Raw genomic sequence first — 15,949 nt, forward strand, 5'->3', positions numbered from 1 at the left:
CCCATTTCCAGCATCTTCTGCAGGTTCGCGCCGACCTGCTTGTTGCCGTAGAACGAGCAGCGATGGAGCGGCCCGGTCCAGCCGGCCTGCTTGCACGCCGCCTGGTAGAATTGGAACTGCAGCAAGCGCGCCAGGAAATAGCGCATGTACGGCGTATTGGCCGGAATGTGATATTTGGCGCCCGCATCGAACCGCGAGGCATCGCGCGCGACCGGGGGTTTGATGCCCTGATATTGCAGGCGCAGCGCATCCCAGGCCGACTGATATTGGTCGGGCTTGATCGCCCCGCTGAACACGCCCCAGCGCCATTTGTCGACCAGCAGGCCGAACGGCAGGAAAGCGACCTTGTCCATCGCCTGGCGCAGCAGCAGCCCGGTATCCTTATCGGCGCTCGGCACCCGCGATTTGTCGAGCAGGCCGATCTGGACGAGATAATCGGGTGTGATCGACAGCGCGACGAAATCGCCGATCGCTTCGTGGAAGCCGTCATTGGCGCCATTCTCATAGAGGAACGGCTGCTTCATGTACGCGCGCTGGTAATAATTGTGCCCGAGCTCGTGATGGATCGTCACGAAATCGTCGGCATTGACCTTGAGACAGGTCTTGATCCGCACGTCCTGCTGGTTGTCGATATCCCAGGCCGAGGCGTGGCAGACGACTTCGCGATCGGCGGGCTTCACGAACATCGAGCGCTGCCAGAAGGTGTCGGGCAACGGCGCGAAGCCGAGCGAGGAATAGAAGCCCTCCCCCGTCTTCACCATCTTGAGCGGATCATAGCCCTTGGCCTTGAGCAGTGCCTCGGTATCGTAGCCGATATCGCCCGAGCCCTTGGGCGCGACGATGTCATAGATATTGCCCCATTCCTGCGCCCACATATTGCCGAGCAGATCGGCGCGGATCGGGCCGGTCTTGGGCTGGACGGCGTCGCCATACTGCTCGTTGAGCTTCCAGCGGACATAGGTATGGAGCGAGAGATAGAGCGGCTCGACCTGCTTCCACAGTCGGTCGGTCATCTTCTCGAACTGGTCGGGCGGCATGTCGTACCCCGAGCGCCACATCGCCCCGACATCGGCGTATCCCAATTCCTTGGCGCCCGGGTTCGAGATGTCGACCATATGGGCATAATCGGCCTTCATCGGGGTGCCGACATTGTCGTTCCAGCTTACCCACATCTCCTCGAGCTTGGCCGGATCACGCACTTTGCCCATGGCTGCTTCGATATCCGATCCGTTGATCGGTTTGCCGTCGAGCGTGCCCTTCCCCTTACCATATTCGGATTGGAGCCGAGTGGCGATCGTCGCCAGTTCGTCGGCCGCGCCGGGCCGCGACGGCGCGGGCAGAGTGATGCCGTTACGGATCAGGTCGAGCTTGCGCCTCGTATCGGGGGACAGACCCGGAACGTTCAGATATTTGGCAGCCTCTCCGGCATATTTTACCTGCAGTTCGGTTTGCCGCGCGCCGACCTCCGCCGCCATCGCGTCGGTGTCGTCGGTGATATAGGTGGCGTTGATCCAGCCGGCGCGGTTGGCGTCGACCGAGATCTCGGCGAGTGCCTTTTCCGCCTTGGCGACAAACTTGTCGGCGTCGGCGGCCGTCGCCGCCGCGTTCTTGTCGGGCGCGGTCGCCAGCGCGACGGCGCCAGACAGGACCAATGCGAGCGCGAGGCTCGACGCCACGGCGGTACGGATCATCTCGGTTCGACTCCCCTGAGCTCAGGCGAGCGACACTGGTCCCGGCGGGAGCCCGCGGTCAAGCGGCGAGGAAATCGGCGATCGCCTGGCCGAGTTCGGGCTTGACCACCGCGCTCATGTGATTGCCCGGCACCTCGACATAGCGGCCGTCGGGCAAGGCACGGGCAAGCGCGGCGGCGCTGCCATTGTCGTCGTCATCGGCGCCACTCACGCACAGGGTCGGCCAGGCGAAGCGCTCGACCTGATCGAGCGGCGTGCTGACGAACGTGTCGATCACGCCAAGCAGCGCTTCGGCATCGCCGCCGGTGGTCTTGAGGAACGCTTCCGCGAACCATTCGGGGCTGCCGCGCTCGTGCTTGCCGAGATTGGTCAGGATGTTACGGAAATGCCCGCCACGGCGGTCGGCGTGAGTCAGCCCTTCCAGGCCCATGCCGGAAAAGATCACGCGGCGCGGGTCGGCGCCGGTCGCCAGCATCCGGCTGGTCGTCCGCGCACCCAGCGAATAGCCGCCGAGATCATAGTCGGTAAGCCCGAGATGGGCGATCAGCGCGTGCCCGTCCCTGGTCAGCGCGTCGGGCGGATAGGCCGCCCGATCGTGCGGCCGCGCACTCGATCCATGCGCGCGCAGGTCGGGCATGATCACGCGGAATCCCTTGGCCGCGATCGCGGCGGCATGACCGTAGCGGATCCAATTGGTCTCGGCGTCCGAGAAATAGCCATGGATCAGGACGACTGCCCGCCCCTCACCCATTTCCCGCCAGGCCAGGCGCTGGCCGTCGAAACTGTCGAAAAACTGCGGTTCGATCGGGGAGTTTGCCAACGCTGTTCATCCCTCTGGAGCAGGCCCACTAGTCATTGGTGCGGTTGGCTCTCGGCGTCGCGGTGTCAAGTCGGACATCATAGCTGGCCGAACCCAACGTCAGCCTTATGCTGCACCTGCGAAAAATTTTTGTGTCAGCTAGTGTTTTATATAAGCATACTCATTATATGCGCCGTCATGACCGACTCACTCGGATTCCTGATCAGTGACGTCTCGCGCCTGATGCGCCGCCGTTTCGACGAGCGCGCGCGGCAAGTCGGCGCGACGCGCGCGCAATGGCGTACGCTGACCACCCTCAGCCGCAACGAAGGGCTCAACCAGGGTGCTCTTGCCGATCTGCTCGAAGTCGAACCGATCACCTTGTGCCGGATGATCGACCGGCTCGAGGAATCGGGCCTGGTCGAGCGTCGCCGCGACCCCGCCGACCGCCGCGCCTGGCAATTGTTCCTGACCGAGAAGTCCAAACCGATGCTCGACGATCTGCGCGGCATGGCGGAAGACCTGTTCGACCAGGTGCTGCACGGCATCAGCGAGCCCGATCGCGCCGTGCTGGGCAAGTCGCTGCAGCGTATGCGCGCCAATCTTCTCAACCTCCCATCCCCCCGTACTACCGAGACCGCACATGGCTGATGCCGATCCAAAAATAGAAACAAAGGGCGAAAAGGTCGCTGCCACCAACGTCATCGAAACCGTCGAGGCGCCCGCCCCGGAAAAGAAGAAGCGCAACTGGCTGCGCCTCGCGCTGATGTTCAGCGTGCCGTTGCTGATCGCGGCGGTGGCCGGCTATTTCTACCTGACCGGCGGCCGCTATCAGTCGACCGACAATGCCTATGTCGAGCAGGATACCGTCTCGATCAGCCCCGACGTGACCGGCCGGATCGTGCAGGTCAACGTCAAGGAAAACCAGCGGGTCAAGGCCGGCGACGTGCTGTTCGTGATCGACCCGGAACCCTATCGCATCGCGCTCGAGCAGGCGAACGCGGCCATCGCCAGCGCCAAGGTGGATGTCTCTACCAAGGCGACCGATACCGGCAGTGCCGCGGCCGATATCGAGAGCGCCAATGCCGACATCTCGCTCGCACAGGCGACCTATGACCGCCAGAACGCGTTGTGGAAGAAGGGCTTCACGACCAAGGCCGCGCTCGATGCCGCCCAGCACGAAGTGCTCGCGGCGAAGGCACGCCTCGCGACCGCACGTGCCGCTGCGCAAAAGGCGCAAGTCCAGCTCGGTAGTGGCGTCGCCGGCTCGGGCATTCCCGCCGCGGTCCAGGCCGCGATGGCCGATCGCGACAAGGCGATGATGAACCTGACCCGCACGGTGGTGCGCGCGCCGCATGACGGCATCATCACCCAGACCAGCCGGCTGCAGGTCGGCAACATCACGCCGTCGGGCGTTCCCGCGCTCAGCCTGGTGGTGACCTCGCCCTGGGTGACCGCGAACTTCAAGGAGACGCAGCTCGCCAACATGCAGGTCGGCCAGCCGGTCGAGCTCAAGTTCGATGCCTATCCGGGCATGAAATTGTGCGGGAAGGTGCAGAGCATCGGCGCCGGCACCGGCTCCTCCTCGTCGATCCTGCCGGCGCAGAATGCCAGCGGCAATTGGGTCAAGGTCACGCAGCGTGTCCCGGTGCGCATCACCATCACCTGCAAGGCCACTCGTCCGCTGATCACCGGCCTGTCGCCCGAAGTCTCGGTCGATACCAAGCCCAATGGCTAGTAGCGCCGCTCCTGCTTCCGCGGCGGCGGCGCGGCCGACCAAGGCGCAGCCCGCGCTCAGCCCGCCGCTGCTGGCGACGTCGAACCGGCCGCTCCTGACCGTCGGGGTCATGGGCGCGATGGTCATGCAGATTCTCGACACGACGATCGCCAACGTCGCGCTGCCGCACATGACCGCGGCGCTGGGCGCGACCACCGACACGATCCCCTGGGTGTTGACCAGCCATATCGTCGCGACGGCGATCGCACTACCGGCGACCGGTTGGCTGAGCGACCGGCTGGGCAGCCGCAATTTGTTCCTGATCGCCACCGGCGGCTTCGTCATGGCCTCGGCGCTGTGCGGCACCGCGGTCAATCTCGGCGAGATGGTGATCTTCCGCGCCCTCCAGGGCGTCTTCGCCGCCTTCATCAATCCCCTGTCGCAGACCGCGATGATCGACATCAATCCCAAGGAGCGTCAGGCCCAGGCGATGTCGGTCTGGGGCATGGGCGTGATGGTCGGCCCGATCCTGGGCCCCGTGCTGGGCGGTTACCTGACCGACAATTTCAACTGGCGCTGGGTATTCTACGTCAATGTGCCGGTCGGCGCCCTGACCTTCGCGATCCTGTGGTTCCTGCTGCCGTCGCGGCCGAAGGCGGAGCGCAGTTTCGATTTCACCGGCTTCGCGTTCGTCGGCCTCGCCGTGGCGAGTTTTCAGCTGATGCTCGATCGCGGACAGAACCAGGACTGGTTCTCGAGCTGGGAGATCATCATCGAAGGGTTGATCGCGGTCGCCGCCGCCTGGGTCGCGCTCGTCCATCTGATCATGGCGAAGAAACCCCTGTTCGACCGTCATCTGTTCAAGAACCGCAACCTGGTCACCGCGATGTTCTTCATGATCATCATCGGCGTATCGACCATGGCGCCGATGGCTTTGTTGCCGCCCATGCTGCAGCAATTGTTCGGTTATTCGGTCGTCCAGACCGGCATGATGATGGCGCCGCGCGGCGTCGGCGTGCTGTTCACCATGTGGCTCGCGGGCCGGCTGATCGGCAAGGTCGATACCCGGATCGTCATCGCGGTGGGGCTGGTGCTGTTCGCCTGGTCGCTGCGAACGATGGCGAGTTGGTCGCTCGAGATGGATTCCTGGCCGGTCATCACCTCGGGTTTCATCCAGGGCCTCGGCATGGGTCTGGTGTTCATGCCGCTCAACAGCCTGGCCTTCGCGACGCTCGATCAGAATTACCGAACGGACGGGTCCAGCCTGCTCAACCTGATGCGCTCGATCGGACAGTCGGCGGGTATCTCGATGGTGACGATGCTGCTGACGCGCAATATCCAGATCAGCCATGCCGATCTCGCGCAGCACATCACCGAGCATGTCGTGCCCGGCCTGAACCTCAGTCAGATCTTCCAATATGGCATCGTGTCCGACGCGGTGTTCGAGATGATCGACGGCATGGTCAACAAGCAAGCCGCGATGATCGCCTATATCGACGATTTCTACCTGATGGCGTGGATCTCGATCGCGGTGTTGCCGCTGGTGCTGCTGCTGGAGAAGCCCAAGGGCAAGGTCGAGGTGGTGCACGCCGAATAAAGCGTGCGCCGCTTCATGGCTTGCTGAGGATCGCTGCGAACTCGGCCGGCGGAGCACTCTCGTCGAAGCAGGGCACGTCGTCGGCGATGACGACCCAGGGCTGTTTGCTCTTCACCCAGATATGGACGCGCGGCTCGAGCGTGCGGTTGTGATCGAGCGTGCCGGCGCGGACCACGGCGATCCCGGGCCGCGCGCTGTTGGTGTTCCACAAGCGATTGTGACAAGTGCCGCAGGCGCGTTGATGCGAGAGCGCGCCGCTTTCATTCTTGATCGTGAACTCGACGACCGGCCCGGTCGCGCTGATCGCGCCTTCGGGCACCACCGCCTGCTCGCTGAAGGCGCTGCCCGACCAGCGCTGGCAATCGGTGCAATGGCAGCAATAGATCGCGGTCAGGCTGTCGATAGCGAGCTCGTAGCGGGTCGCGCCGCAACGACAGGCACCGGTCAAGGTCATGCGCGTTTCTCCAGCCCCGCTTGCTGCATCCGCCAGAGCGCGAGGTCGATCCGGTCCTGTCCGAAAAACGGCTCGTCGTTGAACACCAGGGTCGGCACGCCCCAATGCCCGGCGGCTTCGAGCGCCTCCTGATTGGCCGCCACTTCGGCGTCGAGCGCCTCGGCATCGCGTTCGGCCTCGGCATCGAGCTCGGCCATGTCGAGCCCGGCGCGCGTCGCCGCGTCCGCCAGATGGTCGCCGAGATGCCAGTCCGGCGCCCCGCCCCAGACTAGCTGGGCGACCTCGTCGGCATAAGCGAACCCCTTACCCCGCCGCGCCGCGACCTGGCCGGTCCGCACGAGGCGGCGGATATAGGGTTGGTCGGCGGCGATCTCGCGCGTCGCGATGTTCTGGACGATCGGGTCGGGGCGCGGCGGACCGAACGGGATACCGACATGCTGAGCGACGCGCATCACGTCGCGGATCGTGTAGCGCAGCCAGTTGGGATGATTGCGCTCGAAGAAATCGGGCTGGCGGATGGCGAGCGGATAGACCGGCTTGAGGTCGATCGTCAGATCGTAGTCGCGCACGATCGCGCGCCATTTGGGGAGCGCCAAGTAGCTGTAAGGACTACGGAAGGAAAAGTAGAGGTCGGCGCGCAGCATCTAAAATCCTCCCCAAGCTTGCTTGGGGAGAGGGACCGCCGCCGAACGCGGTGGTGGAGGGGCCGCAGCGGCAAAGCCGCGAGGATGCGACGTCTCCCCTCCACCATCGCTGCGCGACGGTCCCCCTCCCCATCTGCGATGGGAAGGATTTTCTATAGCGTGGTCCTCGTCAAGCCGCCTTCTTCAAATGCCGGCGGCCGAGCAGTTCGGCGATCTGCACTGCGTTGAGCGCGGCGCCCTTGCGGAGATTGTCCGACACGCACCACAGCGACAGGCCGTTGTCGACGGTCGGATCATCGCGGACGCGGCTGACATAGGTGGCATATTCGCCGACGCATTCGACCGGGGTCACGTATCCGCCGTCTTCACGCTTGTCGACGAGCATCACGCCCGGCGCCTCGCGCAGGATCTTCTGCGCTTCCTCGGCGGAGATCTCGTTCTCGAACTCGATATTCACCGCTTCGGAATGGCCGACGAACACCGGCACGCGGACGCAGGTCGCGCTGAGCTTGATCTTGGAGTCGAGGATCTTCTTGGTCTCGACCACCATTTTCCACTCTTCCTTGGTCGACCCGTCCTCGAGGAACTTGTCGATGTGCGGAATGACGTTGAAGGCGATCTGCTTGGTGAACTTGGCCGGCTCGGCCTGGTCGCCGACGAAGATGTTGCGCGACTGTTCGAACAGCTCGTCCATCCCCGCCTTGCCCGCGCCCGAAACCGATTGATAGGTCGCGACGACGACCCTCTTGATCTTCGCCACATCGTGCAGCGGCTTGAGCGCGACGACCAGCTGCGCGGTGGAGCAGTTCGGGTTCGCGATGATGTTCTTCTTGGTATAGCCGTTGATCGCGTCCGGGTTCACCTCGGGCACGATCAGCGGCACGTCGGGGTCCATGCGGTAGAGCGACGAATTGTCGATCACCGTGCAGCCCGCCGCGGCGAATTTCGGCGCGTAGATCGCGGTCGCGTCGCTGCCGATCGCGAACAAGGCGATATCCCAGCCTTTGGGATCGAAATGCTCGATATTCTGGACTTTGAGGGTTTTACCGGTCTCGCCGAAGTCGATAATATCGCCGGTCGAGCGCGACGATGCCACGACGGCGATCTCGTCGGCAGGAAATTCCCGCTCGGCCAGGATGTTCAACATTTCGCGTCCGACATTGCCGGTCGCGCCAGCGACGACCACTCGGTAACCCATCATTCTATCCCAATTTTGCGTATCCACCCTTTTGGCGGCGCTTGCTCTTTAGGCCCCGCTCGTAGGAATGGAAGCGCGCAATTTCTTGTCACCCCAGCAAGGTCAGGTTGATGCAGAATTTCCCGATCGACGCCGTCCGCTCGCGTTTTCCCGCTCTGGCGCGGGAGGTCGACGGTCGACCGGCGGTCTTTTTCGATGCACCCGGCGGCACCCAGGCCTGCGACGCGGCGATCGGCGCGATGGTCGCGCATCTGAGCGAAGGCACCGCCAATTCGGGCGGGCCCTTCGCTACCTCGGTCGAGACCGACCGGCTGTCGGACGATGCGCATGTGGCGATCGCGGATCTGCTCGGTGCGCGGCCGGAGGAAATCGCGTTCGGACCCAATATGACGTCGCTGACGTTCGCCGTGTCGCGCGCGCTGGCGCGGGAGTGGCGCGAGGGCGACGAACTGATCGTCACGCGGCTCGACCACGACGCCAACGTCTCGCCCTGGCTCGAAGCCGCGGAGGACCGAGGCATGACGGTGCGCTGGCTCGATTTCGATCCCGCGACCGGGCGCTGGTCGCTCGACGATCTGGCGACGCTGCTCGGCCCCAAAACCCGGTTGGTCGCGCTCGGCGTAGCCAGCAACGCGCTCGGCACGGTCAATCCGATCGCCGAGGCGGTGGCATTGGTTCGCGAGCACAGCGACGCGCTCGTCTATATCGATGCGGTCCAGTCGGTGCCGCATCTCGTCACCGATGTCGTCGCGCTGGGCGCCGATTTCCTCGCCTGCTCGCCGTACAAATTCTTCGGCCCGCACCAGGGCGTGCTCTGGATGTCGTCCCGCCTCGACGATCGCGTCCGCGCCTACAAGGTGCGTCCCGCCGGCGACGAGGGCGGGCATCGCTTCGAGACCGGGACGCCGTCGTTCGAGGGCCAGGCCGGCGTCCTCGGGACGATCGCCTATCTCGAATGGCTCGGTGAACTGGCCGATCCGAGCGCCAACAGCCGCCGCGCGCGCCTGGTCGCGGCGATGACCGCGGCGACCGCCTATGAGCGCGATCTGGGCGACCGCCTCCTCGCCGGGCTGGCGACGATCCCCGGGCTCAAGCTGTGGGGACCGGTGACGATGGAGCGGCGCGTCCCGACCTTCTCGTTCACGGTCGAGAGACACGATCCCGACGCCATCGCGCGACATCTGGCCGAGCGCGGCATCTTCGCCTGGGCAGGGCATTTCTACGCGATCGAGGCCGCCGGCCGGCTCGGCCTCGCCGACCGCGGCGGGCTGCTCCGGGTCGGCTTGTGCCATTACAACACCGCCGAGGAAGTCGACCGCCTGATCGCCGCCTTGCGCGAGCTATAAGACAGCGGCCGGCCGGCTCAGCGCGCCGGCCGGTTATTCAACACGCGGTCGAAATAATTTAAGATTGTCATCCAGACATGGATGTAGCGCGCCGCGGCATGGGTCTTGCCCGGATAGAACATCATCTCGAACGGCCGATTGGCCGCCTGCATCTTGGCGGCGAACGCGGTCGAGTTCTCGAACACCACGTTATCGTCCGACATGCCGTGGATCAGCAGCAGCGGATCGTCGATCCTGGTCGCGTCGGTCAGCGCGTCCGAGCGCTCATAGGCCTTGGTGTCGACCTTCGGGTTGCCCATGTAGCGCTCGGTATAATGGGTGTCGTACAATTCCCATTTGGTCACCGGCGCACCGGCGACGCCGCCCGCATAGACCCCCGGATTGGCCTCGAGCATCTTGAGCGTCATATAACCGCCGTACGACCAGCCGTAGATGCCGATCCGGTCGGGATCGACATAGCTCTGCTGCTTGAGCCACTTGGCACCGGCCAGTTGGTCCTCGACCTCGATCGATCCCATCGCGCGATAGATCTTGTCCTCGAACGCCGTGCCGCGATTGGGCGAGCCGCGATTGTCGAGCTGGAAAAAGATATAGCCCTTGCTGACGATCAACTGCTCGAGCGGGCTTTCCCAGCCGCGCGTCACCGTCTGGCTGTGCGGACCGCCATAATGCTGGAAGAACACCGGGTAGCGCTTGCCCGGCTCCATCTGCGGCGTGATCATTTCGTAATAGAGATCGGTGCCGTCGGCCGCCTTGATCGTCCCGAAAGTCCGCTGGCGGTGGGTCCCGAAATAGGGGTAATAAGGATGCCCCGGTTTGATGGCGTTCTCGTTGATCCAGCCGAGCATCTTGCCGTTGGTATCGGCGAGATAGGTCTGCGGCGGCTGGTTGGGGTTGGAGCGCGTGACGATCAGCCGCGTCGCGGCGCCATCCATCTCCGCGCGATTGGTCCAGCCGCGCTCGGTCAGCCGCGTCACCGCATTGGGCCGGGCGATGTCGACCGCATAAAGCTGCTGCTCGAGCACGTCGTCCTTGTCGGCCATGAAATAGAGCCGGCCGCGCGCCTCGTCGACGCCGACCAGGTCGGTGACCTGCCACGGGCCCTTGGTCAGCTGGGTCCATTTGCCCCTGGCGAAGCGGTAGAGATGACCGAAGCCATCGCGCTCCGACCACCAGATCAGGCTGCCGTCCCGCATCGCGTGATAATTGTCGCTGAGATTGATCCAGCTGTTCGGGCCGGCCTTCTCGCTGAACCAGGTCTTGGCCTTGCCCGTCGCGGGATCGACGGCGAGCATGTCGAGCTCGGTCTGCGCGCGATTTTCGCGCTGGACGAGCAGGGTCTTGCCGTCGGGCGTCCAATCCACTCGAGTCAGATATATGTCCGGATCGCTGCCCAGATCGACCTTGACCTTGCTGCCGGTCCTGGGATCGACGACGAACAGCTCGACCTCGACATTGGGCGTGCCCGCGGCGGGATAGCGCTGGTCATAGACCTTGGTGCCCTCGGCGCCGATCGCCGCGCGGGTGACGATCCCGACCGGCGCCTCGTCGAACCGCTCGACCGCGACCAGGCGATCGCCCGGCGACCACCAATAGCCGGTGCGGCGGTCCATTTCCTCCTGCGCGACGAATTCGGCCTCGCCCCAATGCACGGTGCCGCCGCCGTCCGAGGTCAGCGCCTTTGCGGCGCCGCCGCCGAGCGGCTGGACGAAGAGATTCTGGTCGCGGACGAAGCTGACGAACCCGCCGGCCGGGCTGATCACCGGGTTGAGCTCGCCACCCGGCGTGTTGGTCAGCCGTTCGACCTTGCCGTCGAGATGCGCGAGGTAGAGATCGCCGTCGAGCGGCACCAGGATCGACTTGCCGTCGGGCGACCAATCGTACGCGACGATGCCCTTGTCGCCCGCGATGCGCGCCCGCTCGCGCTGCATCTTCTCGGCCTCGGACAATTCGGCGCCGCTGCCGACCTTCTTCGAATCGACCAGCATCCGCTCCTCGCCGGTCGCGGTGTCGCGCGCCCACAGATCGTAGCGGCTCTTCTCGTCGGCACGCGGCTTGAGCAGGGTCAGGAGCTTGCCGTCGGGCGACAGCTTCATCGCGCGCGGCTGCTGTCCCGACAGATCCGGACTCCCGAACACGCGCTCGAGCGTCAGCGGGCGTTGCGCGTCGTCAGCGGCCACAGCGCTGGTCCCGATCGCGAGTGCCGCCACCAGCCCGATCATCCCCCCGGTCAACCATGTCCGCATGTCCTTCGCGACTCCCAGCACCGCCCGGCTGATCGCAGGCGTTGGCGGGCTTATCGCGACCCGGCAACGTTCCGTAAAGAGGGCGTATTAGTTCGATAGGGCGGCTCACCCGGGCTCTATTGCCGGCGCGCCGGATCGGCCGTGACAAAAGCGCTTGACCTCAACCAAGCTTGAGGAACTATTTCCTCAGGCACGGACCAACAAAGACCGAAAGGATCCTCCATGCCCGGCGCCTTCATCGAACACGTCAACCTCACCGTGCGCGACCCCGAACGCAGCGCGAAGCTGATGCAGGATTTGTTCGGCTGGCATATCCGCTGGCAGGGGCCGGCACTCAACAACGGCCGCACGATCCATGTCGGCGACGACCGTTTCTACATGGCGTTCTACACTCACGACGGCGCGGACACGCCCGACGACGTCTTTCGCAAAGGCCGTCCGTTCAACCATGTCGGCATGGTGGTCGACGATCTCGACGAAGCCGAGCGCCGTGTGATCGCGGCCGGCCTGGTTCCGTTCAGCCATGGCAATTACGAGCCGGGGCGGCGATTCTACTTTCTCGATTTCGACGGCACCGAGTTCGAACTGGTCAGCTACACCTGAGCTCACCGCCCCTTCACGCTTCCCACCCCTCCGCTTCCCCGGCGAAGACCGGGGCCCAGGATCGAGCCGTTTCGAAGGCGGGATGCCGCCGATGATCCGTAGCGACTGGGCCTCGGCCTTCTCCGGGAAGGCGTCATAGCTATTCAGCATCCCGCCTGAAGCAACAGGCGAGGTGATCGTCGACCAGCCCGCACGCCTGCATCCAGGCATAGACGATCACCGGCCCGACGAATTTGAACCCGCGCGCGCGAAGCTGTTTCGAGGCATCTTCCGACAGCGGCGTCTTGGCCGGCACATGGACGCCGTCACCCTTGATCGGCGTGCCGCCGACGAAGCCCCAGCAGAAATCGGCGAAATCCTCGCCCGCTTCGCGCATCGCCAGATAAGCACGGGCATTGCCGATCGTGGCCTCGATCTTGGAGCGCGAGCGGATGATCCGCGCGTCGCCCAGCAACCGCTCGACATCGGCGTCGCCGAACCGCGCGACCTTCTCCGGGTCGAAGCCGGCAAATAGCTCGCGAAAGGCATCACGCTTCCGGAGAATCGTCGCCCACGACAAGCCGGCCTGAAACCCGTCGAGTTGAAGCTTTTCCCACAAGGCGCGCCCGTCGCGTTCGGGCACCCCCCATTCGGTATCGTGATAGGCCTGCATCTGCGGGTCGGCGCCCGCCCAGGGACAGCGATTGGTCATGCGGTCAGCGATAGCGGGTCCGGGCGGCCGGAGCGAGGGCACCCGGTGTCGTGCATGACCGCCCTATAGCCTCAACCTGCGAAGCTTGCTGGAGGGTAGTCGGGCGGCGACGCTACATCATCTGGGTTGGCGCATCAGCTTCACGATCTCGGGCAGGCTCAGGCGCGCTTCCCCGAGCAGGCTCGCGCGGAACACCCGGCCGAGCAGCATGATCTCGACCAGCACGAACAACGCCAGGACCGCCCCGGACCCGATCACTTCCCATGCCGGCATGCCGCTGCCCAATCGCGCGAGCACGGTGAACGGCGTGTAGAGCGGAATCCAGGTCAGCACTTCGACGGCGAACCCGCCCGATCCGCGCAAGACCGCCTGCATCAGCAAGGTGAACGGCATCATGATCAACAGGATCACGGGCATCAGATACCCTTGCGCGTCGCGCATCGAATTGCTGACCGCGCCGATGGCGAGGAAGATCATCGATACCATCAGATAGCCGGCCAGGAAGAAATAGAGGATCGTCAGCACGCTCCCGATCGAGGAGACCGGATCGAGCGCTGGACGGATAACGTCGGCGATCGCACCGTGCGTGGCGTAGGCGGCGAACGCGCCGCACGCCACCCAGGTCAGGATCATCGACAGCCCGACCGCGACCGTGCCGGCCAGCTTGCCATACATGAGTTCGTTCGGCGAGACGCAGGCGAGCACCGTTTCGAGCAGCTTGTTGCCACGCTCCTCGACCGTGCCCTGGAGCATCCAGCTCCCCGACAGCATCAGCGACATCAGCAGGACATAGGCGCAGGCGAGCGGCAGGATCGACCGGATCAACACACCCTCGCGCCCACCCCCGGGCGGCGGCGACGTGACCTGGATCACCGGGGCGATCGTGTTGACGGTCGCGGCCGTCGCCGGCGGCACGCCATTGCCGGTCAGGAACCGGCTGCGCAAATGGGGAGTCAGCACGCTTTGCAGCAAGGCCATCATCGACGCGCGCGGCGGACCGTTCGCCCATATCCGGATCGCCGGGGACGCGCCGAAATCACGCGGGATCAGCACGACGTAATCGACCGGCTGGCGGTTCGATTTCTCGGCTGGACGCAGATAGGGATCGAGCGCCTTGTCGAGATCGGCGGGCGGGGTCGCGGTCAGCGCCGGGGGCGTCTCGACCACGCGGTAATCGGGATCGGGCGCCTCGAACCGGTCGGCATCGTCCTTGGACACGCGCGCGATCGCGGCGAGCGCGGTCTTCAACCCGCCCGACGTCACGAATTTCGCGACCTCGGCGTCCGAATACCAATGATCCTGCGCTGCCCATGGCGCCGCGGGATCGGCGCGCTGCAGATCGTGGCGGCGCACGTAGCGCGCGAGCGCGTCGAGTGCGGTACGCTCGCCGTCGATCGCGATACGCTCGCTGACGGCGGTCGCGGCGCCACCGCCCGATTGATCGATCACCATCACCAGGTCGGTGTCGGACTTGTCGAGGAAGCGCGAGGCAACCGGACCCAGCGCGAAGATGAGCGGCAGGATCAGGAGCGTCAGCCAGAAACTGCGCGTCATCGCGATCTGACGGAATTCGCGCGCGGCGACGAGGCGAATGTGCTGGACCATGTTATCGACCCTCCGCGCCGCCGACGATATGCAGGAAGACATCGTGCAGGCTCGGCCGGCGCTGCTCGAAACGGCGCAGCGCGAAACCCTGCGCGGTACAAAGTTCGAGCAGGTCGCCGGGATCGGTCCCGGGGGCGAGCCGCACGTCCCATTCCTGCCAATCGCCCGACATGCCGGTCTGCCGCGCGTCGGTGACGCCGGCGAGCGCGGCCGGCGAGCTTTTGGTGGACAGCAGGAGCTGGACGGGCAATGTCGCTCGCGCCTCGTCCTGCGTCCCTTCGAACAGCTTCTTGCCGTTCGCGAGCAGCAGCAACCGGTCACACAGCCGCTCGGCATGCTGCATCACATGGGTCGAGAACACCACCGCCGCGCCATCCTTTGCCGCTCGGACGATTTCTTCCTCGAGCAGGCCCTGATTGACCGGATCGAGCCCCGAAAACGGCTCGTCGAGAATCAGCAGGCGCGGCTTATTGACCACCGCGGTCGCGAGCTGGACCTTTTGAGCCATGCCCTTGGACAGCTTGTCGACCGGCGATTTTATGGAGGCGCCCAGCCCGAAGCGCTCGAGCAGGACTTTGCCTTCGGCGCGCGCGGCCGCCGCGGACATGCCCTTCAGCCGGCCGAAATAGACGATCGTGTCGATCGCCGTCATCGACCGGTAGAGCCCGCGTTCCTCCGGCAGGAAGCCGAGCCGCGCGCTGTTGGCGCGGCCGGGGTCGCTGCCCAGCACGGCGATCGATCCGGCATCGGGACGCAGGATGTCGAGCACCATGCGCAGCGACGTCGTCTTCCCCGCGCCATTGCCGCCCAGGAACCCGAACACTTCTCCCGGCGCCACCGCGAAGCTCAGATCATCGACGGCCGTAAAATTGCCGAAGCGCTTGACCACGCCGTCCAGCCGCAATGCATCCATCGGTTCGCGCCCCCGGTTTCCTTCCCCTGCTCTAACAAGGTGTGCCGTGCGAATACAACACCTTAACGAAGATCAAGGACGGTCCCGCGGGCAGGTCTCGCGGCTTCAACAATTCGATCCGAATGGTCATCGCCGGGATCGACACAGTCTCGTTCGATGACGGCGATCGGGAATAGGAATCCCGGCGGGTCCTGTCGCTTGAAACCCGCGACAGGAGACCGCTAGCGGCGTTCCCAGCCCGCCTCCACGCTGAGCCCTCTCAGTAAAGCGTTCGCGGCGTCGCATCCATTCCCTTCCAAAGCGCCCATGAGATAGGGCTTCGCGGAAGGAATACGCTCATCCAGGATATACGACACCGTTACCGTTCGTATCGCAACACCCCTATAGCTATAGGATATCAGCCACAGATCCCCGTCGTGCGCGACGAACAGCATCTGACTGCCGG

General features: G+C 64.8%; 15 protein-coding genes. 5 read left to right on the plus strand and 10 right to left on the minus strand.

All coding sequences use genetic code 11. From position 1 onward, the window contains the following. Positions 1-1,691 (minus strand): M2 family metallopeptidase (locus ACTHJR_RS00950; protein ID WP_440521166.1); only part of this gene is annotated, 1,691 nt, incomplete at its 3' end. 58 nt (positions 1,692-1,749) lie between these two features. Further along, positions 1,750-2,511, minus strand: coding sequence for an alpha/beta fold hydrolase (locus tag ACTHJR_RS00955; protein WP_440521167.1), 762 nt, complete (start codon positions 2,509-2,511; stop codon positions 1,750-1,752). 177 nt (positions 2,512-2,688) lie between these two features. On the opposite strand from ACTHJR_RS00955, the gene ACTHJR_RS00960 reads away from it, so the two are divergent. The 3 genes from ACTHJR_RS00960 to ACTHJR_RS00970 are packed head-to-tail and all read left to right on the plus strand — an operon-like array spanning position 2,689 to position 5,804. Then, positions 2,689-3,141 (plus strand): MarR family winged helix-turn-helix transcriptional regulator, encoded by a 453-nt coding sequence (locus tag ACTHJR_RS00960; protein ID WP_440521168.1) that lies wholly within the window; start codon positions 2,689-2,691, stop codon positions 3,139-3,141. Beyond that, positions 3,134-4,228: an HlyD family secretion protein gene (locus tag ACTHJR_RS00965; protein ID WP_440521169.1), complete on the plus strand. Its 1,095-nt coding sequence runs from the start codon at positions 3,134-3,136 to the stop codon at positions 4,226-4,228. Before ACTHJR_RS00960 ends, ACTHJR_RS00965 begins: the two co-directional genes overlap by 8 nt. Continuing rightward, on the plus strand, positions 4,221-5,804 hold the full coding sequence (locus ACTHJR_RS00970) for a DHA2 family efflux MFS transporter permease subunit (RefSeq protein ID WP_440521170.1): 1,584 nt from the start codon (positions 4,221-4,223) through the stop codon (positions 5,802-5,804). Before ACTHJR_RS00965 ends, ACTHJR_RS00970 begins: the two co-directional genes overlap by 8 nt. Before the next feature lie 13 nt (positions 5,805-5,817). Here the strand turns inward: ACTHJR_RS00970 and ACTHJR_RS00975 are convergent, their stop codons facing one another. From ACTHJR_RS00975 to ACTHJR_RS00985, 3 genes are all read right to left on the minus strand, one after another. Further along, positions 5,818-6,258: a GFA family protein gene (locus ACTHJR_RS00975; protein ID WP_440521171.1), complete on the minus strand. Its 441-nt coding sequence runs from the start codon at positions 6,256-6,258 to the stop codon at positions 5,818-5,820. Beyond that, the gene (locus ACTHJR_RS00980) at positions 6,255-6,902 is read right to left on the minus strand and encodes a 2-hydroxychromene-2-carboxylate isomerase (RefSeq protein ID WP_440521172.1); all 648 of its coding nucleotides are present in this window, start codon (positions 6,900-6,902) and stop codon (positions 6,255-6,257) included. The genes ACTHJR_RS00975 and ACTHJR_RS00980 overlap by 4 nt, the downstream gene beginning before the upstream one ends. Before the next feature lie 169 nt (positions 6,903-7,071). Next, a complete protein-coding gene (locus tag ACTHJR_RS00985) occupies positions 7,072-8,100 on the minus strand; it encodes an aspartate-semialdehyde dehydrogenase (protein WP_440521173.1) in 1,029 nt (342 codons plus the stop codon). 110 nt (positions 8,101-8,210) lie between these two features. Here ACTHJR_RS00985 and ACTHJR_RS00990 point away from each other — a divergent pair, with 110 nt between their 5' ends. Then, positions 8,211-9,446 carry a cysteine desulfurase-like protein gene (locus ACTHJR_RS00990; RefSeq protein WP_440521174.1) on the plus strand — a complete coding sequence of 412 codons (1,236 nt, stop codon included), beginning with the start codon at positions 8,211-8,213 and terminating at the stop codon, positions 9,444-9,446. Between the two features lie 17 nt (positions 9,447-9,463). Here the strand turns inward: ACTHJR_RS00990 and ACTHJR_RS00995 are convergent, their stop codons facing one another. Beyond that, the gene (locus ACTHJR_RS00995) at positions 9,464-11,692 is read right to left on the minus strand and encodes a S9 family peptidase (protein ID WP_440521175.1); all 2,229 of its coding nucleotides are present in this window, start codon (positions 11,690-11,692) and stop codon (positions 9,464-9,466) included. Positions 11,693-11,914: 222 nt separating this feature from the next. On the opposite strand from ACTHJR_RS00995, the gene ACTHJR_RS01000 reads away from it, so the two are divergent. Beyond that, positions 11,915-12,295 (plus strand): VOC family protein, encoded by a 381-nt coding sequence (locus ACTHJR_RS01000; protein WP_440521176.1) that lies wholly within the window; start codon positions 11,915-11,917, stop codon positions 12,293-12,295. A 139-nt stretch (positions 12,296-12,434) separates the two neighbouring features. Here ACTHJR_RS01000 and ACTHJR_RS01005 read toward each other — a convergent pair whose 3' ends face one another. The 4 genes from ACTHJR_RS01005 to ACTHJR_RS01020 form a co-directional block, all read right to left on the minus strand. Next, positions 12,435-12,986 (minus strand): DNA-3-methyladenine glycosylase I, encoded by a 552-nt coding sequence (locus ACTHJR_RS01005; RefSeq protein ID WP_440521177.1) that lies wholly within the window; start codon positions 12,984-12,986, stop codon positions 12,435-12,437. A 117-nt stretch (positions 12,987-13,103) separates the two neighbouring features. Then, positions 13,104-14,591: an ABC transporter permease gene (locus tag ACTHJR_RS01010; protein WP_440521178.1), complete on the minus strand. Its 1,488-nt coding sequence runs from the start codon at positions 14,589-14,591 to the stop codon at positions 13,104-13,106. 1 nt (position 14,592) lies between these two features. After that, the gene (locus ACTHJR_RS01015) at positions 14,593-15,504 is read right to left on the minus strand and encodes an ABC transporter ATP-binding protein (RefSeq protein WP_440521179.1); all 912 of its coding nucleotides are present in this window, start codon (positions 15,502-15,504) and stop codon (positions 14,593-14,595) included. A gap of 221 nt (positions 15,505-15,725) precedes the next feature. Continuing rightward, positions 15,726-15,949: hypothetical protein (locus ACTHJR_RS01020; protein WP_440521180.1), on the minus strand; the 224-nt coding region annotated here is incomplete at its 5' end.

Source organism: Sphingomonas sp., from assembly GCF_051962185.1.
Taxonomy (GTDB): Bacteria; Pseudomonadota; Alphaproteobacteria; order Sphingomonadales; family Sphingomonadaceae; genus Sphingomonas.